Annotated in this window: 18 protein-coding genes and 1 pseudogene; 10 read left to right on the top strand and 9 right to left on the bottom strand. The window is 54.3% G+C overall.

Annotated features, from left to right (window positions below; translation table 11 throughout):
• The first annotated feature begins 4 nt into the window (after positions 1–4).
• The 6 genes from pqqC (at position 5) to ftnA (ending at position 8,260) form a co-directional block, all read left to right on the top strand.
• Positions 5–763: a pyrroloquinoline-quinone synthase PqqC gene (pqqC, locus tag KUE00_RS11295; protein WP_246759984.1), complete on the top strand. Its 759-nt coding sequence runs from the start codon at positions 5–7 to the stop codon at positions 761–763.
• Complete coding sequence (gene pqqD / locus KUE00_RS11290) at positions 763–1,047, top strand: pyrroloquinoline quinone biosynthesis peptide chaperone PqqD (protein WP_246759983.1); 285 nt, start codon at positions 763–765, stop codon at positions 1,045–1,047. The genes pqqC and pqqD overlap by 1 nt, the downstream gene beginning before the upstream one ends.
• The gene (gene pqqE / locus KUE00_RS11285; RefSeq protein ID WP_246759982.1) at positions 1,034–2,173 is read left to right on the top strand and encodes a pyrroloquinoline quinone biosynthesis protein PqqE; all 1,140 of its coding nucleotides are present in this window, start codon (positions 1,034–1,036) and stop codon (positions 2,171–2,173) included. The genes pqqD and pqqE overlap by 14 nt, the downstream gene beginning before the upstream one ends.
• A gap of 5 nt (positions 2,174–2,178) precedes the next feature.
• Positions 2,179–4,854 (top strand): insulinase family protein, encoded by a 2,676-nt coding sequence (locus tag KUE00_RS11280; RefSeq protein ID WP_246759980.1) that lies wholly within the window; start codon positions 2,179–2,181, stop codon positions 4,852–4,854.
• A gap of 489 nt (positions 4,855–5,343) precedes the next feature.
• On the top strand, positions 5,344–6,993 hold the full coding sequence (locus tag KUE00_RS11275; protein ID WP_281434577.1) for a methyl-accepting chemotaxis protein: 1,650 nt from the start codon (positions 5,344–5,346) through the stop codon (positions 6,991–6,993).
• A 763-nt stretch (positions 6,994–7,756) separates the two neighbouring features.
• On the top strand, positions 7,757–8,260 hold the full coding sequence (ftnA, locus tag KUE00_RS11270) for a non-heme ferritin (protein WP_246759979.1): 504 nt from the start codon (positions 7,757–7,759) through the stop codon (positions 8,258–8,260).
• 36 nt (positions 8,261–8,296) lie between these two features.
• Here the strand turns inward: ftnA and KUE00_RS11265 are convergent, their stop codons facing one another.
• Both KUE00_RS11265 and KUE00_RS11260 read right to left on the bottom strand, forming a co-directional pair.
• Positions 8,297–8,788, bottom strand: coding sequence for a GNAT family N-acetyltransferase (locus KUE00_RS11265; RefSeq protein WP_246759978.1), 492 nt, complete (start codon positions 8,786–8,788; stop codon positions 8,297–8,299).
• Positions 8,789–8,801: 13 nt separating this feature from the next.
• Positions 8,802–9,236, bottom strand: a complete 435-nt coding sequence (locus KUE00_RS11260; RefSeq protein ID WP_246759977.1) for an SRPBCC family protein — start codon at positions 9,234–9,236, stop codon at positions 8,802–8,804.
• 229 nt (positions 9,237–9,465) lie between these two features.
• Here KUE00_RS11260 and KUE00_RS11255 point away from each other — a divergent pair, with 229 nt between their 5' ends.
• Positions 9,466–9,996, top strand: coding sequence for an OmpH family outer membrane protein (locus KUE00_RS11255; protein WP_246759976.1), 531 nt, complete (start codon positions 9,466–9,468; stop codon positions 9,994–9,996).
• 31 nt (positions 9,997–10,027) lie between these two features.
• Here KUE00_RS11255 and KUE00_RS11250 read toward each other — a convergent pair whose 3' ends face one another.
• The 3 genes from KUE00_RS11250 to KUE00_RS11240 all read right to left on the bottom strand — a co-directional run bounded on the left by KUE00_RS11250 (position 10,028) and on the right by KUE00_RS11240 (position 13,816).
• Positions 10,028–11,296, bottom strand: coding sequence for an acid phosphatase (locus tag KUE00_RS11250; RefSeq protein WP_246759975.1), 1,269 nt, complete (start codon positions 11,294–11,296; stop codon positions 10,028–10,030).
• Positions 11,297–11,627: 331 nt separating this feature from the next.
• Positions 11,628–12,854 carry a cupin domain-containing protein gene (locus KUE00_RS11245; protein ID WP_246759973.1) on the bottom strand — a complete coding sequence of 409 codons (1,227 nt, stop codon included), beginning with the start codon at positions 12,852–12,854 and terminating at the stop codon, positions 11,628–11,630.
• Positions 12,855–13,231: 377 nt separating this feature from the next.
• Positions 13,232–13,816 (bottom strand): cupin domain-containing protein, encoded by a 585-nt coding sequence (locus KUE00_RS11240; RefSeq protein ID WP_246759972.1) that lies wholly within the window; start codon positions 13,814–13,816, stop codon positions 13,232–13,234.
• Between the two features lie 356 nt (positions 13,817–14,172).
• Between KUE00_RS11240 and KUE00_RS11235 the strand changes: the two are divergent.
• A pseudogene (locus KUE00_RS11235) lies at positions 14,173–14,488 on the top strand (winged helix-turn-helix domain-containing protein); the annotation flags it as partial.
• 315 nt (positions 14,489–14,803) lie between these two features.
• On the opposite strand, the gene KUE00_RS11230 reads toward KUE00_RS11235, so the two are convergent.
• Complete coding sequence (locus KUE00_RS11230; RefSeq protein WP_246759971.1) at positions 14,804–15,655, bottom strand: hypothetical protein; 852 nt, start codon at positions 15,653–15,655, stop codon at positions 14,804–14,806.
• A gap of 363 nt (positions 15,656–16,018) precedes the next feature.
• Between KUE00_RS11230 and KUE00_RS11225 the strand changes: the two genes are divergently transcribed.
• Positions 16,019–16,501, top strand: coding sequence for a YlaC family protein (locus tag KUE00_RS11225; RefSeq protein ID WP_246759970.1), 483 nt, complete (start codon positions 16,019–16,021; stop codon positions 16,499–16,501).
• Between the two features lie 4 nt (positions 16,502–16,505).
• On the opposite strand, the gene KUE00_RS11220 is transcribed toward KUE00_RS11225, so the two are convergent.
• The 3 genes from KUE00_RS11220 to KUE00_RS11210 all read right to left on the bottom strand — a co-directional run bounded on the left by KUE00_RS11220 (position 16,506) and on the right by KUE00_RS11210 (position 20,524).
• Positions 16,506–17,936, bottom strand: coding sequence for an aminotransferase-like domain-containing protein (locus KUE00_RS11220; RefSeq protein WP_246759969.1), 1,431 nt, complete (start codon positions 17,934–17,936; stop codon positions 16,506–16,508).
• A 56-nt stretch (positions 17,937–17,992) separates the two neighbouring features.
• Positions 17,993–20,134, bottom strand: coding sequence for a putative bifunctional diguanylate cyclase/phosphodiesterase (locus KUE00_RS11215; RefSeq protein WP_246759968.1), 2,142 nt, complete (start codon positions 20,132–20,134; stop codon positions 17,993–17,995).
• 171 nt (positions 20,135–20,305) lie between these two features.
• Positions 20,306–20,524, bottom strand: coding sequence for a hypothetical protein (locus tag KUE00_RS11210; protein WP_246759967.1), 219 nt, complete (start codon positions 20,522–20,524; stop codon positions 20,306–20,308).
• 150 nt (positions 20,525–20,674) lie between these two features.
• Between KUE00_RS11210 and KUE00_RS11205 the strand changes: the two genes are divergently transcribed.
• Positions 20,675–21,241 carry a spore coat protein U domain-containing protein gene (locus KUE00_RS11205; RefSeq protein WP_246759966.1) on the top strand — a complete coding sequence of 189 codons (567 nt, stop codon included), beginning with the start codon at positions 20,675–20,677 and terminating at the stop codon, positions 21,239–21,241.
• Positions 21,242–21,245 lie beyond the last annotated feature (4 nt).

Raw genomic sequence — 21,245 nt, 5'->3', positions numbered from 1 at the left:
TATTATGAACACATCGACGCAAGCCATGACGCCCGAGGCGTTTGAACGGGCTTTGCGCGCCAAAGGCGCTTATTACCATATTCATCATCCGTATCACATAGCGATGCATAACGGCCAGGCAACCCGCGAGCAAATTCAGGGCTGGGTCGCCAACCGCTTTTACTATCAGACCAGCATTCCCCTGAAGGACGCCGCCATTATGGCTAACTGTCCGGATCCGCAGACGCGCCGCAAGTGGGTACAGCGCATTCTGGATCACGACGGCCACGAAGGTAGCGAAGGCGGCATTGAAGCCTGGCTGCGCCTGGGTGAAGCGGTCGGCCTGACGCGCGAAATGCTGCTGTCGGAAAAGATGGTGCTGCCCGGCGTGCGCTTTGCCGTCGATGCCTATGTTAACTTTGCGCGTCGTGCCGTCTGGCAGGAGGCGGCCTGTAGCTCGCTGACCGAGCTGTTCGCTCCGGAAATTCATCAGTCGCGTCTCGACAGCTGGCCGCAGCACTACCAATGGATTGAAGCCGAAGGCTACGGCTATTTCCGTGGTCGGCTGGGGCAGGCCCGGCGCGACGTTGAGCACGGCTTACAGCTGGCGCTGGACTACTTCAAAACCGCCGAGCAGCAGCAGCGCATGCTGTCGATCCTCCAGTTCAAGCTGGATATTTTGTGGAGCATGCTGGACGCGATGAGCATGGCCTACGAGCTGCATCGTCCGCCTTACCATACCGTTACCGACCAGATCGCCTGGCATCACGAGAGATTGCTGTAATGACCCTTAACGACCAGCAGGTGCCGCTGTTTCGCCGCGGCTATCGGTTACAGTGGGAGCCCACCCAGGATTGCCACGTTATCCTTTATCCGGAGGGCATGGCGAAACTGAACGACAGCGCCACCTTTATTTTACAGCTGGTGGACGGCAAACGTACGCTGGCGTCACTGATTGCCGAGCTGAACGCTCGTTTTCCCGATGCAGGCGGCGTGGATGAGGATGTGAAAGCGTTCTTTATTCAGGCCTGCGAACAGAAGTGGATAATTTTCCGTGAACCTGCTTAAACCTCAGGTCAATCCGCCGCTCTGGCTGTTGGCTGAGTTGACCTATCGCTGTCCGTTGCAGTGCCCTTACTGTTCTAACCCGCTGGACTTTGCGCAGCAGGAAAAAGAGCTGACCACTGAGCAATGGATAGAAGTTTTCAAACAGGCTCGCCAGATGGGCGCCGTGCAGCTGGGTTTTTCCGGCGGCGAACCGCTGGTGCGCAAAGATCTGCCCGAGCTGATCCGCGCGGCACGCGATCTGGGGTTTTATACCAACCTGATCACGTCCGGCATTGGTTTGACCCAGAAAAAGATCGACGCTTTTGCCGAAGCGGGACTGGATCATATCCAGATCAGCTTCCAGGCGAGCGATGAAACGCTGAACGCCGCGCTGGCGGGATCGCAAAAAGCGTTTCAACAAAAGCTCGAGATGGCGAAAGCGGTTAAGGCGCACGGCTATCCTATGGTGCTGAACTTTGTTCTGCATCGCCACAATATCGATCAGATCGCGCAGATCATTGAGCTGGCGATCGAGCTGGAAGCGGACGACGTCGAGCTGGCCACCTGCCAGTTTTACGGCTGGGCGCAGCTGAATCGCGAGGGCCTGCTGCCGACCCGTGAGCAGATTGCGCGCGCGGAAGAAGTGGTGCAGCACTATCGCGAAAAGATGAAGGACAGCAGCAATTTTGCCAACCTGCTGTTCGTTACGCCTGACTATTACGAAGAACGGCCAAAAGGCTGTATGGGCGGCTGGGGCGCCATTTTCTTAAGCGTGACGCCGGAAGGTATGGCGCTGCCTTGCCACAGCGCGCGCCAGCTGCCCGTCGAGTTCCCTTCGGTGCTGGAGCATACGCTACAGGAAATCTGGTACGAATCTTTCGGCTTCAACAAATACCGCGGTTTTGACTGGATGCCGGAGCCTTGCCGCTCCTGCTCAGAAAAAGAGAAGGACTTTGGCGGCTGCCGCTGTCAGGCATTTATGCTGACCGGCAACGCGGACAACGCCGATCCCGTCTGCGCCAAATCGCCGCATCATGGGCAGATTCTGGAAGCGCGTGAGCAGGCTAACTGCACCAATATGCGCATCGATCAGCTTCAGTTTCGTAATCGCGCTAACTCGCAGCTTATCTTTAAAACGGAAGTGTAAACGGCATGGCTTCCTGCATGGTGAACGGCCTGCGAGTCGAGGCCGTTTGCGAGCCTGACGCTACGCGATCCGCCGCGCTGTTTCGGCTGGCGGCCGGCAGCTTTGACGAACCGGCGCGCTGGCCTGGCCTGGCGCACCTGCTGGAACACGTGCTGTTTGCCGGTAGTGAAAATTTTCAGGATGAGCAGCGGCTGATGGCCTGGGCACCTGCGAACGGCGCACGGCTAAACGCCACCACGCTGGCACACAGCACCGCATGGTTTGTCGAGGTTGCGCCAGAGCAGCTGAACGAGGCGCTATGCAGGCTGACGGATATGCTGGCACGGCCGCTGCTGGCTGCGGACGCTATTGCCGCAGAATCGGCAGCGATTGATGCCGAATACCACATGCTGCAAAGTCACGAACCCACCTTGTGCGAAGCGGCGCTGAGCCTGGCTTTTACCTCGCCTAATCCTTTGCAGGATTTCCACGTCGGCAGTCGGCAACATTTTGGCGACGACGCGGCTGCTTTGCAGCAGGCGCTGCATGATTATCATCGGCAATTTTTCCACAGCGGCAATCTGGAACTCTGGCTGACTGGCCCACAGCCGCTGGCGGAGCTTAACGCGCTGGCGGAGAAGGCCGCGCGGGCATTTGTCCCGGCTTCTTCTGCCGCTGCGCTTTCTGCGACGGGAGCTTCCTCTGCCGGCGCGCTTTCTGCGACAGACGCTTCTTCTGCTCGTGCGCTTTCTGCAACCGAAGCTTCCTCCGCCGGTGCGCTTTCTGCGACAGACGCTTCTTCTGCACGTGCGCTTTCTGCAACCGAAGCTTCCTCCGCCAGTGCGCTTTCTGCGACAGACGCTTCTTCTGCACGTGCGCTTTCTGCAACCGAAGCTTCTTCTTCACGTGCACTTGTCGAAGCGGCAGCCGTTTCATGCCATCCTGATACTGAGTCCGCCGCGTTTCCGCTTTTAAAGCTGTCCAGAACGCGAACCTTTGCGCTGCAAAGCCAGGCCGCTGAACACTTGCAGATAAGCTTTCTGGTCGGTAACGATCCCGCCGCGTTTTCGCTGTTGCAGGAACTGCTGCTCGACAAAGCGCCAGGCAGCCTACTGGCAACGCTACGGGCAAAAGGATTGTGCGACGATATCCTGCTACTGGAACCCTATCGCAGCCCACGGCAGTCGGTGCTGAGCGTTCAGTTTCACCTCAGCGGCTTGCAGCCGCAACAGTGCGCGGAAATCGAAGCGGTGTTTTGCCGCTGGCTGGCGCAACTGCCGGATTTAACGCAGGCGCAGCTGTTGCACTATACTCGCCTGGCGCAGCGGCGCTTTAGCCAGCTTGCCAGCCTTGATCGGCTACGCGCGCTGGCCTTTGGTTTTCCTCCTGCCAGTGAACACCCGGCCACGCTGTTAACACAGCTTCACGCGCAGAATATGAGCCGCTTATGGGTATCGCCTGCGGTCAGCGCGCCGCTTGTCCAGGCGCAGGGATTTGCGCTTCGTTGCCGCCCTTTCGCTTTGCCTGCCGTGTCCTCTTCAGCGCCCGTATTTACGTTTTACTCTCCTGTGCAGGAAGCTGTTTTGCCCGAACTCCCCGCCACGCGGGCCGCGCTGCGGACGATCAACGCCAGCGGTGAAAGCTCGCTGCTGCTCAGTTTACAGCCCGGCCAGCAGCTATCCCGCCGCGCGGCGGCCACTATTGAAGCGGCGCTACAGCCGGTCATGGCTGAATGCCTGCATCGCGGCGGCGAACTGAGCTTTACTCGTCAGCACGGCCTGTGGCTGCTGCGGCTAAGCGGAAAAAACGAGCAGCTGATTAATGGCCTGCATCAGGCGCTGAACGCTTTTCGGGACTGTTCAGCCACTACGCAAGCCTTTGCCGACAGGCTTTACCGCAAAGCGCAGCAGACGCTTGCCAGCGATATTGCCGTGCGTTGCCTGCTGGCTTACCTGCCAGATCTGCTGAACGGGCCGCCAGATCTGTTGAGCGGGCCGCCAGGCGAAAATAGCCGCAGCGCCGAAACGCTGGCAACGGCAGCTTTATCGACGCTACGCTGGCAGGCAATCTATTACGGTTCCGATGCTGAAACGGCAGACAGACTGGCACGTCTGCTTTCACAGTTGCCGGGCAGCGTTGTACCGCCATCAACGCCGCCAGTTTCCTTACCGGCACAGCCGCGTTATCTCTGTCCAACGCAAAGCCCCGACGCGGCGGCAATTATTTTCTGCCCGCTCGTCACGACCAGCGCTGAAAGCTTTGCCAGCTGGCAACTGCTGGCCGCGCTGCTGGCACCGCGTTTTTTTCAGCAGCTGCGGGTCGAACAGAATATTGGCTATGTCGTCAGCTGCCGCTTTCAGCAAATGGCGGGCCAGGCGGGTTTGTTGTTTGCGCTACAGTCGCCCTCGCTGACGACAGATAAGCTGTTTCATCATATCGACCAGTTTATTTTCCGCATGGCCGATACGGTCGCGGCTTTCACTACCGAAGCGCTGCAGGAGAGCATTGCTTCCTTAGCACGCGCCTTACCCGCCGCTTCCATTAAAAATAGCGAGCAGGTTAGCGACCACTGGCTTCACCAGCAGTTAAATTTGCCGCTCGACGTTGAGACATATCGCCAGCTTTCGTCACGACAGCTGCGTCAGGCTTACCAGCAGCTGAGCACCGGTCGTTGCCAATGGTGGCGGCTTAGCAATAGCTGAATCCTGACTGCTCCAGCTGGTGGCGGCCTGGCAATCACCAAACACAGACCGTTGCTAATGGTGGCGGCATGGCAATAGCTGAATCCTGACTGCTCCAGCTGGTGGCGGCCTGGTAATCACCAAACACAGACCGTTGCTAATGGTGGCGGGCTGGCAATAGCTAAACACAGACCGTTGCCAATGGTGGCGGGTTAGCAATAGCCGAACACAGACCGTTCCCGATGGTGGCGGCTTAGCAATAGCCGAACACAGACCGTTCCCGATGGTGGCGGCTTAGCAATAGCTAACGCTACCTCAACAGGCGCGTCGGGCATGGGCAAAAAACGTGCCCACTTTTGGCGCAGCATACCCTAAATCAAATCTGCTTCTCCTCCCCTGGTTTAATCGTTTCAGCTCAAATTTTATTCTCTGCCGCGGCCTGGAAACCATAAAGTTCTCTGCCTTTCTCACCGATAAACTTTTACCAGGCCCCCCCCACGAGTACGAAGCATGATAAAAAATCTTAAAGTCGTTACCAGCATTGTTATCATGCTGGTCATTTTTAGCGGGCTGCTGCTGATCTCCAGCGCGCTCTCTTTCAACGCTGTTAGCCAGGATAAAGATAATTTCACCCGCGCCAGCGTGCTGACGCAACAGCAGGGACAGCTTAGCGATACGTGGCAGACGCTGCTTAAAACGCGCATCAGCATCAACCGCGCCGCGATCCGTATTCTGAAGAAGCAAACCGATCCGGCAACGCTGGCGTCCATCAACCAGCTGCTGTCTAACGCCACGGCCACGCTTGATGATGCACAAAAGCACTTTGATCGTTACAAAAACGCTCCGCTGCTTGCCGGACAAAGCAGTACGGTTGCCGGCAGCGTAACGGACAGCTACCAGCAGCTCCACGATATAATGAAGCAGTCCATTCAGTTTCTTGGCGCTAATAATTACGAGGCCTACGGCAATCTTGAAGCCCAAAAAGCGCAGGATAATCTCGAAAAAAGCTACAACCAGTGGCGCGCGCAAAATGCGAAACTGCTGGCAACCGGGATAGTTGAGAACCAGCAGGGCTTCACGCATATGACGTGGACGCTGGCAGCGGTTATCGTCATGCTGCTGCTGGTCGTACTGGTTATCTGGAAAGTAATTAAGGATGTTTTACTGCAGCCATTGAAGCAGGTTCAAACGCATATTCAGCATATTGCTGAAGGCGAGCTGTCTAAAACGCTGGTCGTCGAAGGCCGCAGTGAAATTGCCGTTCTGGCGGCTCATCTGGTGGCGATGCAGCAGTCGCTGACCACCACCGTCAGCCATGTGCGGGAAAGCTCCGATGCTATCTATACCGGCGCGAGCGAAATCTCCATGGGTAACAACGACCTTTCTGCACGTACCGAGCAGCAGGCCGCCTCGCTGGAGCAGACGGCAGCAAGCATGGAAGAGCTGACCGCCACGGTGAAGCAAAACGCCGAAAACGCCCGTCAGGCTTCCCAGCTGGCAACCAGCGCCTCGGAAACGGCGGCGAAAGGCGGCAAAGTGGTCGACGGCGTGGTGCAAACCATGAGCGAGATTGCGGGCAGTTCGAAGAAAATTGCCGATATTATCAGCGTGATTGACGGCATCGCTTTCCAGACCAACATCCTGGCGCTGAACGCGGCGGTTGAAGCGGCGCGAGCTGGCGAACAGGGCCGTGGTTTTGCGGTGGTAGCGGGTGAAGTACGCAATCTGGCGCAGCGCAGCGCCCAGGCGGCAAAAGAGATCAAGACGCTGATTGAAGCTTCGGTCAGCCGCGTTGATGCCGGTTCGCATCAGGTCGCTACCGCCGGTGAGACCATGCACGATATCGTCAATGCGGTGGTACGGGTAACCGATATTATGGCGGAGATTGCTTCTGCTTCTGACGAGCAGAGCCGGGGCATCGACCAGATTGGCCTGGCCGTCACGGAGATGGATCGGGTTACGCAGCAGAACGCCTCGCTGGTGCAGCAGTCGGCCGCAGCCGCCGCTTCGCTGGAAGAACAGGCTAACCGGCTTTCTCAGGCGGTGGCCGTCTTCCGAACCGGCCAGCACGCGTCTCCGGTAGCAAGCAGCGCACCCAAAAAATTACGCCCCGCCACGGCCGCAGTGGTGAAGGATGAGGGTAACTGGGAAACGTTTTAATTGTCCTGGCAGCCGGTTTTATCTGTGAAATATTTTATTAAGATAAGATCGGCTGCACTTCAGATTAAAGAATTGAAGACAGATTATTAACAGAAGAATTTAGTAATACGACGTAGCTTTATTATCCCTTTGATTTCCCCGCACAATGCAAAAATCGTGCATATGAAAGTTCATGCTGGCTGGCAAGCTTGAAAACTAACATTAATCGATTTTGTGACTCTTGATGCTCACGCTATTTTTGCTGCGCTTGCTTTATAAACCTTATGATTTTGAAGTAAAATAGCTAACGTTATCAAATGAAGAGAAGCTTTGATGAAAAAACGCCCTGCCGCCCGCCTGCTTATCCAGGATGTTGCCTGATGGCAACGAAGTCTGGGCAGAGGAGCGCTTTTACCTGGTCAGAACGGACAACCTTGCTATAAACACTACGGGCTGGAGCGATCATGAACGGCACGTTATCAGCGGCTTAGCCTGGTGGTCAATGGATGCGTTGCAGCAGAGTGAAGAGCTTATTTATCCTGAAAATATCGCTGCCATATTGTGCGCAGTGAAAAATATATAAAAGCGCCATTTAAAAATAAATTCAATAATGTAATAAGAATAATTATCAAAACCATTTCGCAGAATTTAACCCGGCCGGAAAAATGATAATAATTATCACTCTTGCCTTCCCCATAGAAAAAGACAAAATTGTTAATATAATGGTTTTTATTTTATTACCGCGCGTGCATAATGCGCGAAATAATTAAACTCTGGAGCCGCTATGCTGACTGCCGAAATGACCGCTCGCCTGAACGACCAGCTGAACCTGGAATTCTTCTCCGCCAATCTCTATTTACAGATGAGCGCCTGGTGTGCCGACAAAGGCTTTGAGGGCGCGGCCGCTTTCCTGCGTGAACATTCAAGGGAAGAGATGCAGCACATGCAGCGTCTGTTCAACTATTTGAGCGATACCGGCGCGATGCCGGTGCTGGGCACCATCGCCGCGCCGCCGGTCACCTTTACTTCGCTGAACGAAGTGCTGGAGCAGGCTTACGAACACGAGCAGCTGATTACCGCAAAAATCAACGAGCTGGCGCATGCTTCTATGACCGCGCAGGACTATTCAACCTTTAATTTCCTGCAGTGGTACGTAGCCGAGCAGCACGAAGAAGAGAAACTGTTTAAATCCGTGCTGGACAAGCTGGCGCTGGTTGGTAACAGCGGTAAGGGCCTGTTCTTTGTTGATAAAGATCTGATGCAGATGAGCACCACTGGCGAATCCTGATAAAAAGAGGGCGAACCATTCGCCCTCTTTTTCCTGCTATAGCGTCAGATGATAGAACTTCGTATCAACCTTCATTAGTGGAAAAGCCGCCGGAAGCGCGACTGCCGCCACTTCGCTAAAGCCGTTCTTTTCGTAAAAGCGGTGCGCTGCCAGGAACTTCGCGGTTGTGCCCAGCCAAATCTCCGTTAGCTGCTCTTTTCTTCCGTGCGCAATCAGCGTTTGCAACAGGCTGTTTGCTACACCGCGATCCTTGCCCCGCCAGCCTTCCGCTACAAACATCTTACGCAGCGCGGCCTGCCGCTGGCCAATATCCTTCAGCCCAATGCAGCCCACCACGCGATCGTCCGCCAGCGCCAGCCAGAAATCGCCTGAACCCTGCTGGTAAAAACCGGCGATATCGCTTAGATCCGGCTGCTGTTCCGCGGTAATCGCGATATTAAATTCATGATTCTGGATCGGCAGGATCAGATCCCTTACGCCAGCCTGATAGCGAGGATGGTAGCGCTGTACGCTAAGCTGCATGGTCATGGCCGTTCCTTACTTAAGCCAGCTGCTGGGCAATATTCTGCAGGCAGGTAGCAAAAACGCCTTCGCTGACGCTTTGCGCCACTTCCTGCTCGTCCTGCCCCGCCGCGACTTTAAAGTCCGCCCACCATTCGGCCAGCGTAGTCCCATCCGGCTTTGGCGATAGTTTGACGACAGCAACATAATCCGTCACCGGCATGATGCCGTCGAGGATGGCGTAATGCAGCTCCCAGTGCTGCTCGTCCAGCTTGACCAGACGCTCGCGCACGTGGCCTTCCGGCAGCGTCAGCTTGCGTACTACGCCGACTTCACTTTTGGTCGCGCCCTCTTCCAGCTCGCTGGCGGAAATGGCCGGATGGATTTTTGGCAGACCGTTAAAATCGGCAATCAGCGGCCAGATTTTCTCTGGCGTAGCGGTGATAACGCGGCTGGCATAAGAAGTGTGCGACATAGCTGTGATTCCTTGATCGATATCGGGAAGATAACTTTAGCATGTAATTCAGCGCGCATTTATCCATCGCTGCGCTACGCTGCTGGTGTCCTTCCAAATTTAATTGATTTATATCAACGGCTAACGGATATTTTTCATTCAGTCTTCCGCCATCGTTTATATTCCACCCGGCCTGATAACGCGCACGGGCAGGGAAACCACGAGCCGCCCCGGAAACTAAGGAGAAGAGATGAAGCAAAAAATCAGCGGTCTGGCTATTGGCATTCTGTTAACCGGTAGCCTGCTGACAGGCTGTGACCATAAAGAACCACCGGTCATAAAGTTTGTTGATGCCGAACAGGTAATGAAAGATTCGGGCCTGGCAGAACAGCAGCAGGCACGGCTGAAAGCCGTCGATGCAAAACTACAGGAAGGTCTGCAAATGGCCCAGGAGAACGGCGCAAAACTGCCGGAAGATAAGCGAGCGGCGGCGCTGCTTGCCGATCGCCAGCTGCTGAATATTGAATGGCAGCGTGAAAGACGCCAGATTGATGGTGTGGCGCTGCTGGCTATTAAGGAAGCCGCCGACGGCTATCGCCAGGAACACAAGCTGTCCGCTATTCTCCCGGCCCAGGCCGCATTCTCTTTCGCGCCTGACGCGGATATCAGCAAGGAGATTGCGCAACGGCTGAAGGATAAAAAGCTGGATTTTGGTACGCTGCCGGAAATTGGCGTAAAGACGCCGGAGCAGAGTTCCTCAGATGATAAGCCAGCCCGATAAGAAAAGGGGCGAACACTGTCGCCCCGCTTTTTTAACGATGCCCTTTTGCGGCGGCGGCAGAGAGATCCAGCCGCTGCCAGAAATTCTGATCCGCCGTCGTGCCCGATAGCGGATAGCCTGCGGCAATGGCGGTCGAAACCATTAGCTGGCGACGCTGGGCCGCGCTCAGATGTGGGAAAGGCGCTTCCAGCAGGACTTCCGCGCCTTCCGGCACCTTCAGCGCCATTTTCTGGCGCTCCTGCGGCAGATTGTAGGTCATGGCAAAATGCGCAAACTCCCGCATCTGCGGCACGGCATAAGGATCGGCCGCGCCTGCCGGTTTAGCGCACTCGGCAAGCGTCGTGCCGCACTCTTTTTCCAGCGCGGCGCGCAGCTGCGTTTTCGCCTCGTCAAAAAGCGCGCGATATTTTGCGTCGTTCAGGTAGTGCGCGACGTTACGCTGCGCCACCATGCGTGAACCAATTAAATCAATGGGATAATGCACGCCCAGCACCATACGGGAATAGCCGTAGCGCGCGGCGCGGTCAACCAGCGGTACAAAGCGTTCCGGGACCATTTCACCCAGCAGCAGCCCATCCGTCCAGGCCGTATTGGTATGTCCGCTGGGGAAAGAGCCTTCGCTGGCCTGATACGGCTGGTTATCTTTCACTACTGCCGTGTCCGGCACGGCGTGAATGGTATTGCCGGGCATCAGGAAGGGACGCGGATAGTTAAAGTGCGATTTGGCCGCGCCGGTACTGACCTCGCTGGCCTTAATTAACGCAGCAGCTTTGCCGATTTCGCCCTTATTGTACGCATTCAGAAAGGCCTGGCCCAGTTTTGGCCCCAGCGCGTCGGCGAGGAAAAAGAGATGGTCTTGCCCTTCTGCATCGATAATTGCCTGCTGGCGCTGGCCGTTCGTCGCATTCAGGTTCACCTGTTCAACCACGTGCATGCTGGCATCCAGCGTGCTTTTTGGCAGCGTGCTAAACGCGCTTAACAGCGCGATGCCTGCCTGCTGGTTCGCTTTTTTGCCAAAGTCGTAGCCGCTCTCTTTCAGCCACTTTTTGTCCGCCAGCTTGCTGCTTTGCTCCGCTTTTTCCAGCTGCGCTCGCGTTAGCTTGTCGGCATCGCCTTTTAGCGCATCGATTAGCGACTGCTGGATCTGGCTGTCGAGCGCGACAAACTGCGCGTTACTGCTGGCAGGCGTGGTGGTTTCGATGGTCGTCTGGAAGTGGTCAAGATTAACCGGCGTGGTTTTTGCCTGAGCAAAGTGACCGATCAGCAACGCACTGGCCAGCAGTGAATAACGAAAGCGCATAAAAGTTCCTTACTTTAAGTCGGTTAGCTTTATTGGCACTCATGCTGAAAGAGAAAGATGACAGGAAAGTGACAGCGGACGTAATTGGCGATATTTGGCTGATAATGAAGTCCGGAGGCGCACAGAACCCTTTATATCGCTTCCCTGCGGCTGATGAAATCCCTGACGTGCCGCTTCCCTACGGCTGATGGAATCCCTGACGTGCCGCTTCCCTACGGCTGATGGAATCCCTGACGTGCCGCTTCCCTACGGCTGATGGAATCCTTGACGTGCCGCTTCCCTGCGGCTGATGGAATCCCTTACGTGCTGCTTCCCTGCGGCTTTGAGACAGTTAACCGCCCACCACCGGCTTTTTGGTAGTGTCCAGCGCCTGCATAAAGGTATCGTCCAGATGCAAATGCTGGCGCACCAGTTCGGGCGGCGTCGAGGCCAGCCACTGGTTAAGCGAGATATCGGCGTAGTAGCTACTTTTAAACAGTTCCAGAAAACGCAGCGGCTTATCGCCAGTATTTTCTATGTAATGCCCCATCGCAAAGGGCACATAGCCCACGTCTCCGGCGCGGAAATCGAAGGTGCGCGCCTGGCCCGAAGAGGCAAACACGCCCATTCGTCCCTCGCCTTCCAGATAGTATTGCCACTCATCGGTATTAGGATGCCAGTGCAGCTCACGCATCGCGCCAGGCTGAAGCTCGACCAGCGCCGCCGCAATGGTTTTGGAGACTTTAAACACCGAAGAGTCGGTAATACGTACCGTGCCGCCTTTCAGCGTAATGGGCTGCTGCGCCAGCATTCTGTGGCTGAATGCGGTCTCTGAACGGGTTGCGCCCGCTATGGCATCGCTTTTCAAATCGCCCGGGACGTTGGCGGCAAAAATATATTCATCGGACGGCGAAGGAAGTTTATTGAAGGTTTCCACCGGCACGCCGAAGTTTTTTGCCAGCACTTCCGGCGGAACATGTTTAAACCAGTCGCTGAGCAGAAAAGTACTGTCTTCATCGAAACCGCCGCTGTCGAAAGCCAGCAGGAACTCGCAGCCGTCCGGGCCTAGGCCCTGAATAGAGTGCGGAACGCCAGGCGGGAAGTACCACAGATCGCCCACGCCAACGTCATCAACAAACCAGTGCCCGTCGACGTCCAGCGCGGTAATACGCGCCTTACCGTAAAGCATATAGGCCCATTCGCCCTCTTTATGCCAGTGCAGCTCGCGAATACCGCCGCTGTTTAGCCGCATATTGACGCCCGCAATGCTTTTAGAGACGCCCAGTTCGCGTTCGGTAATTTGTCGCGTCCAGCCGCCGCTGCCTTTACGCACGTGAGAATCACTATAGGAAAAGCGCAGATTAGGTAAAGTACCGCTGTCGGTCGGAGGCGGGTTAACAATATCCGGGTTTTCACCCTGGCGCACCGGATCGTGGGGGCCAGGATCGCTGCCGCCCATGGTTCCCGTCCAGGGCTGCACCTGTATCGTCTGGTCATGCGCATGAACGCTGCCGGCCGCAAGCGCTACCGTGCCTCCGGCAGCAAAAGACATAAAGCTACGACGTGTGATGGGTTTCATGGTCTGCTTCCTTGTGTAGATGTTCAAAGTTGCATCGCTGACTGCCGACGCAAACTTAAGATTAACTACACAAACCTCAACCAAACCTAATCAGAAAACCTCTTAAGACAACTGAAATGTAAGCAGAAATCCAAAAGTAAATTTTATCAAAACTTCAGGTATTTTTATAAAATATGGGCCATATAGCGCTACGCGGTTAATGTTATGTCTTTGTTACCAGCATTCTACAGTGATAAATTCTGTCTCAGCGGTCGTTTGTCCAGATCTGTTTGTCAGGCCCGAATGCTACAGGGAAACATATACTTACCAGCGAACATAGCCCGAAAAATATCCAACGGTAACTATCACATCGCTAAAAATAGAGCACAAGGCCCACGCTATAGCTGGAGCGGATGCCAGATCTCGGTTACTGCGCCTTCGCCACCGGTAACAGGGTCATGCTGCGGCATAGGGACACGTTTGATCGCGTTTACCGAGGCTTCAACATGCTCCAGGTCGCTACGGCGCGTGTCGGGCTGCAACCCCCGTGGGTAAGCGCCAACGGCAATAAAATCTTCACTTGCCGCCATCTGCTGATGTCCCACGCCAGCCGGTATTAACACAGCGTCGCCCGCATGAACGGTCACTGCACGCCCCGTTTCGCCGCCGAACAGAATTTGCGCCCAGCCCGCACTTATCCCAAGTAATTCATGCGTGTTGGGATGATAGTGGGTATAGGTAAAGACAGGAAAACGCCAGCGCGGCAGCCAGCCGTGTCGGGCAAAGGTATCTTCAAACCAGACAGCAAGATCTTCCACATCGCCAGGTACCACGCGCGGATAGATAATCAGCGGCAGAGGATTGTTAGGAACGCCGCTGGCGGGCTGGAAAGTCATATACTGTGGATTATTTGACGCGCCAGCGGAGAAGGTGCCGGCGGCAAAAGACATCATCGCAAGCAGATTACCGGCATAGGTCACCATAAGGCGTCTCCTGTTATTTGAATGATCTTAATTGTTAATTAATTGTGGCATCTACCGGAAAAGATGCAATAAGAAAAAAAGGATTTTTATCACATAAAATGTTATTTTTTATTTACTTAACGCAAATTATCTTTTTTAAGCGGCCGCCCATATTGCCGCCCACTTCATTTGCGTTAAGTTACCCCGGTCATAACTTCATAAATAAAAGAAATTAACAAAGAAGTTGTGATGCAGACTTATTAAAAAGGCCGTCTAAACATCATCTTAATCAACCTGCCATAGCAGGGGACTTCATCTCAAAAAAATGGGAAAATTAAGCCCATTTATTCTGTTATGACACTATGGGTAATTCTGCTATGGCTTCGCACTATGTCATTCACAACTGGCTGATTGATAAAGATTCAGGTTCACTGATACATCAGCTGACGGGGGAAAAGCGGCGACTAGGCGAATATCAGTTCAAGCTTCTGCTGACTCTGGCCCAGCATGCGGGAAAGACGCTAACGCGGGAAGAACTTACCTCGCTGGTCTGGGAACGCCGCGTTATTGGTAATAACAGCTTACCCAATGCAGTCCATGCCTTACGCGTAGCGCTTGAGGATAATGGCAAACAGCAGCGAATAATTAAAACCATCCCTAAGAAAGGTTATATCCTGGAAGCTGAATATTGCCAGTGGTTATTGCCTGACGACGAGCAGACGGTCTCTTCAGCGCCTGATGAAATCACCGCTTCCCCTTTCTTTACGGCTAACGGACAGATCAAAGAGGCAGAAGCCCGCGAGGAATGGCAAAACAAAAATCAGCAGCCTGGCTCACTGCCACAGCAAGAAGTGCGTAAAAGCTTCTGGCGCTGGCTATGTCTGGCCCAGGCTATTTTACTGCTGACGCTCTTATTTTTTCTGATGCAGTAACAAACCAGTCCGGCTGGCATAAAAAAGTGCCGCGTGCCGTTTTTTTTTATTAATACCCGACAGGCTAACAGCTTTATTACTGGCGAAAAACGCCTGTGCGGTGGCAGGCGGCAACCAGCACGCTAATATCGTCGCAGCTATAATCAAACCGCAGCGAAAAAATAAGGAGTATTTTCAGACGGAAGATCTTCTGGCAAAGCAGAGCGAGGTTTTGTTGCCATTGCTGCCTGGCACAGCCGGGAAAGAAGTTATGGTAAAGCTCGTAATAAAGATAGTTATGTAAAGCCTGCTGCGGTGTACCGCTGTGCCACTGTTTTTCCAGCACGTGCAGATTCTGCCGTAGTAACCTGTCCGGCACGCCTTTCAGTTTATTTAGCTTTTGCGCTATTCTGCTGTGTTCACGGTCTAAACTGGCTTCGCTTAACGCTCTTAAGGCAGCAAGCTTATCGATATCAAACGGCCTTCGCTGTATAAACTCCTGGCGAAGCTGCTGCGGTTGTAAAGCGGACAATGCCTGTTCGATAGTATATGCCGTTTGCCCATTACTCTTTTCAAACCCGGAAATAAAACGGCTCAGCGCAAAAAGAAACGCTTCTGGCTCTGCCTGATACTCTGCCATTAGCCGCAAGCATGCCTGATTAACGGCCAGCAGATCGGGATTTAATTCAGGCAGGTTTTCCGCCACGGCTTCGCTAACGTTAATACCGAATGCGGTGGGATGGCAGAGAATGGCCTTCGCTGCTCGCTCGCAACCAATACTGGCGCTGTGGCGTACATGGTTTTTCCAGCGAAATTGCAATAAAGGCGGCGAACTGTGGCAGCCAGGACATCGACATTCATCAACGCTTTTCTGCTGGCGCAGAACAAAGTCGGGCATCCAGACAATAGCGGAGTGCCGTGATTTTTTTATTTTATCATCTTTGAACATGTCTGGCGCTCCGCCTCTGCTTTCTATTATGTGGCGGAATTATACTTTTTAATGCCGGCCAGTATTAAATTATTCCCGCATTAATTAATGCCTATTTATAATGCAGACAAATAACTTTGTTAAGAAAATAAAAAATAGTCGCCAGTTAAGTTATACAAATAAAGGGAGATATTAATAATATACCCCCTTTAAAAATAAGAACGCGATTAAGAATGGTTTTCGTCATCATCCTGAGCCTGGATGCATTCGGCGCTCCGCTCCGTCTGCCGATAGCAACTGTTATAGCTTTATTGCCAACAACTGTGTCTGCCATTCATTTGCATAACGTGGTTTACTGGCATCTGAATCGACAGGAGGTACCAGGTGCAAGACGTTAAACAGATACTGCTGCGCGAAATAGACACCCTTAATCGCGAAGAACAGCGTGATAACCGGCCGCGTTTCAGCTTTAACTTTCTGAAAACCCATCCTGGCTTATGGGCGTCCATGTATGTCTGTTATGCCCTGACCGTTGCGCTGATCTTCACCACGGAATTTTTGGGCTGGCCCGCTTTCTGGGGCGCGACCTTTTTTGTGCTGCTAATGAGCGGACTGATGCTGTTGGATGTGAATCCTCGCTATCGCTTTGAGGATATCGATACGCTGGATCTGCGCGTTTGCTATAACGGCGAGTGGTACTATGTGCGCACGCTGTCAGAGCAGGCAATTCAGGACATTTTGTCCAGCAGCCAGGTGCCGGACCGGGTAAAACAGGGCATTGAAAAACTGCTGTCGCTAAAGGGTGAAGTCGATTTTTACGATGTCTACCACTTAACCTGGGGCCAGCAGCGCGCCTCCCACGTTTAACCTGTCAGCTCCAGCGCTGGGTGAGTGAAAGCATTTCTTTTATTAACCCGCCCAGCGTTGCTACCGCCGCTTCCCGTTCCTCGTTCCATTCCCATGCGGCATTAAAACGGAAATAGTTAGCGTACTGCTCGCCGGTCGAAAACATTTTGCCCGGCGCTATGCTGATCTTCTGCTGTAAAGCGCGATAATAAAGCTCGGTGCTGTTTACCTCAGGCGGCAGCTCTATCCACAGAAAATAGCCGCCCTGCGAATCATTGATCTTCGCGCTGGCAGGCAGGTGCCGCCGCAGCGACTGGCGCGCCAGATTTTTGCGCTGCTCCAGCTTTTGCCTTAGCTTACGTAAATGGCTGTCGTAGCTACGCGTACCCAGATAATTGGCCAGCGTTAGCTGCATGGGCGCACTGGTTGAAATTGTACTCATCAGCTGCAAACGCTGAATGCGCTGCGCGTGCTTGCCCGCCGCTACCCAGCCAACACGAAAACCCGCCACCAGATTTTTAGAAAAGGACGAGCAGTGCAGCACCGTATCCTGCTTTTCAAACGCCTTGGCCGGTAGCGGTTTCTCGCTACCAAAATAGAGCTCGCTGTAGACGTCATCCTCAATCAGCGTTACCTGATATGACTCCAGCAGCGCCACCAGATCCCGTTTTTTCTCCCGGCTTAGCGTGCAGCCCAGCGGGTTTTGCTGGTTCGACATCATCCAGCAGGCTTTTACCGGCAGCCTGGCCAGCGTGCTGGCCAACTCGTCAAGATCGATGCCGTGCTGGGGATGTGAGGCGATGGCCACGGCCTTCAGCTGTAGCCGTTCAATAGCCTGTAGCGCCCCGTAAAAACAGGGGTTTTCCACCACAACCCAGTCGCCGGGTTTGGTAACCGCCTGGAGGCTCAGGTTAAGCGCTTCCATTGCGCCATTAGTGATAACTATCTCTTCGGGCGAAACCTGGATGCCCTGTAAGGCATAACGCTGCGCCAGCGTCTTCCGCAATGCTTCGTTGCCCGGCGGCAGGTTGTTTAACGCATCCGCCGGTTTTAGCGAATGTGAAACGGCGGTCAGCGAGCGCATCAGCTGTCGCTGCGGGAAAAGTTCGGGATCGGGAAAAGCGGAACCAAAAGGCACAATGCCGGGATCGCGGCAGGCTTGCAGGACTTCAAAAATAAAGTCGTTGATGTCCACCGACTCGGTGAGCTGCACTTTTTGATGGCTGGCAGGCTGGCTCAGAAACTCCGCCCGCGGCGCGACAAAGTAGCCCGACTGCGGACGGGACAGGATCCAGCCCTGGCTCTCCAGTACCTGATAGGCGTGCATCACCGTCATCAGACTCATCCCGCTTTGCGCAACCTGCTCGCGCAGTGAGGGAAGTTTGTCGCCCGGCAGCCAGATCTCACGATCGATCTGCTGCTGGATTTTTTCAATTAGCTGAAGATATTTTGCCAAACTGTTACAGGCCCGCGCTCGGAATTGAGCAACTATTATAGTTATGCGAACCTTAATTAAACAATCTTAGAAACGACCGGCGCTTCTTCCGGCTCTTCAGCCGCTTTGACTAACGTCGGCGGCTGGTTAGAAATATGGTCGCCCGCATAGTGTTTTAGCTGCGGCACCTGCTCTGCCGGCACCGGTTTTCCTAACAGATAGCCCTGTAGCGAGTTACAGCCCAGGCCGGTAAGAAAATCCTGCTGCTCCCGGGTTTCTACCCCTTCCGCGACCACTTTTAGCTGTAGCGTCTGCGCCAGCGCAACGATAGCGGTGACGATGGTGGCATCTTCGCTTCCCGTTTGCAGCTCGTTAACAAAGGCGCGATCGATTTTTAATTCGTTGGCCGGCAGGCGTTTTAAATAAAGCAGGCTGGAGTAGCCCGTGCCGAAATCGTCAATAGAAGCTTTGACGCCCAGCTCCGTCAGCTCGGTTAAGATACGCACGCTTTCGTCCGGATCGCGCATCGCCGTGGTTTCGGTAACTTCCAGCGTCAGCAGCTCCGGGGGGATCTGATGCTCTTTCAGGGCGTTAACCACCGTCTCTACCAGCCCGCTTTGCTCAAACTGTAGCGAAGAAAGATTGACTGCCACCGACCATTGCGTATTGCCCATCCGGTGCCAGACGCTAAGCTGGCGGCAGGCTTCATTAATTACCCAGTTACCGATGCTGACGATCAGTCCGGTTTTTTCCGCCAGCGGCAGGAAGATATCGGGCGTCAGCAGGCCACGCTGCGGATGCTGCCAGCGAATAAGTGCCTCAAAGCCAACAATCGGCCCCTGTGGCGCGCAGAATTTTGGCTGATAGAAGAGTCTTAGCTCGTTATGTTCCTGCGCCAGCCAGAGGTCGTTAATCAGCTGGAGCTGATTCTGGGCGATAGTGTTCATTGACGGCTGAAAGAAGCTGTAGTCGTTGCGGCCGTTATTTTTGGTATGGTACATCGCCGCATCGGCGTTAAACATGAGCTCGCGTTCGTCGTTACCGTCGCCCGGATACACCGCAATGCCGATACTCAGCGATACCACCAGCTCATAACGCGAGATTAAAAATGGCTCGTCAATGGCTTTCACCAGCATATCGGCCACGGCGGCCGCGTCGTTCGGCTCGCTGATCTCGACCAGCAGGACAAATTCATCACCGCCCAGACGCGCCAGCGTGTGGTGCCCTACCAGAAGATTCTTCATCCGATCGGTGACGGCTACCAGCAGGTTATCGCCAACGTGATGGCCAAAAGCGTCATTAACCGCCTTGAAACCGTCCAGATCCATAAACATCAGGGCGAAAGAGGTATCTTCCCGCATCGCCTTGTTCAGCGCCTGATCCAGCCGGTCTTCCAGCAAAATGCGGTTTGGCAAACGCGTCAGGTTGTCGTGCAGCGCCAGCTGGGCCAGCTCGCGGTTTGCTTCGGCCAGCGAAGAAGCCAGTACCGAAGTGCGCGCCTGCAGGCGAGCATCCAGCGTGGACACCACCAGCGTGATGCCCAGAATAGAGAGCGTTACCACCACGACCAGCACCGCCAGCCAGTTGCTGTTAACGCCCATCTGCGTGGCGTGGCTGTCCATCGGGAAATTGGCGGCGGCCATGCCGCTATAGTGCATGCCAGCAATCGCCGCGCCCATGATCAAAGCCGCTCCGGCGCGCAGCAGCGCAAGGTGTCCGCCGCCTTCGCGCAGTTTAAAAGCGAGCCACAGCGCGGCCGTTGACGCCACCAGCGCAATCACCACGGATACCGCTATCCAGCTCCAGTTCCAGCTTATCCCCGGCTCAAACATCAGGGCCGCCATGCCAATATAGTGCATCGCTACCACGCCGCTGGCCATGGCTACCGCGCCGACCATCAGCCGCGAGATCGTCAGTATGCCGTAGCAGACGATCCACAGGGCGAAAATCGACGCCGCAATAGCCACAAACATGGAGACCAGCGTCAGCAGGGGATCGTAGCTCATGACCATTGCCAGATTCATCGCCAGCATGCCAATAAAATGCATAGACCAGATACCGATGCCCATGGCAAAACCACCGCCAACCAGCCAGACCCGGGCCGCTTTGCCGGTCGACGTCGCGACTCTGCCCGCCATATCCAGCGCGGTATAGGAAGCCAGGAAGGCGACAAAGATGGAGACAATAACCAGTAACTGGTCGTAAGAGCTCATAAGCATATGCAAGTCTCTGATACAAAAGCCAGTTTTCTGGCACTGGATAATAGGATGATGAAGCTACAACAGCGTTTTCAATAATTACGGTATCGGCTAAATGGTAATCAACTTTACCCCAGGGGGAATAAAGTGGCGGCTCCCTGCGGGCAGGACGGAAGTTTTCCGCCTATCTCCTTATAATTTAACAGGTTTATTAGCAGTACCGCTTTGCCCGATGACCTTAGCATCCGCACTTTTTTTTGCCCAGCGAAACCCAGGATTAATCTTGATTATTTTCTTCTGTCGCGCGTTTTTGCCTTCAGCAGCGGGCCCGCGCACTGCTTTCAATTCATTAACATTATTTTTGCGTTTCGCTTCCCTGAGTTTTTCAGGCTGATCTATAGTGTAAAACATAAAAGAGATTACGAGATTGTTAACAGGCGCGCCTTACTCTCTGTCAGGCGCACTTTGTCTGGCTTTACGCTTACTGTAGCGCGGCCATTGCTTGTTTATTAACACCGGGCGAAAAAGTACTTCCATTGGTCTGATCGGTAAGGATTGATTATGAAAATGAAGCTTTTTCTGCTGGGTTGCGGCCTGGGCCTCGGCGTGGCCTCTTCCGGCTTTGCCGCCACCACAACGGGAACAATCAACGCTACGCTGGTGCTGACCACCGGCTGTCTGGTCAACGGGCAAACCGCGACCACCGGCGTTAACTTCGGTACCTTAGACTTTGGTAGCAGCGCGGCAACTTTTGATACGCTGAACGCCACGCTGGTTGGCGCGCTGGGTAACGGTATTTTTGTGCGCTGCACAACAGGCCAGACTTATAACGTGCAGCTGACCAGCAGCAATGCCGCACCGGCTACCGTTTTTGGCGAGGTCACCGCACAGCCGCGCTATCTGATTTTAGGCAGTAACGCGACGCAGGGCATTGCCTATACCCTTTATAATTCCACCTCTTACACCACGCCCATCGCCAATAATACTAACCTGACCAGCACGGGCACGACCGATCCGACCAACGGTGATAACTACCCTATTTATGGTCGTATAACGGGCGGCGGCTTCAATGCGGCTATTCCGGCAGGAACCTACACGGACACGATTAACGTCGCCGTAAATTACTGACCGA

The organism is Erwinia phyllosphaerae, assembly GCF_019132875.1.
GTDB lineage: Bacteria > Pseudomonadota > Gammaproteobacteria > Enterobacterales > Enterobacteriaceae > Erwinia > Erwinia phyllosphaerae.
This window is presented reverse-complemented; position numbering and strand designations above follow the sequence as displayed.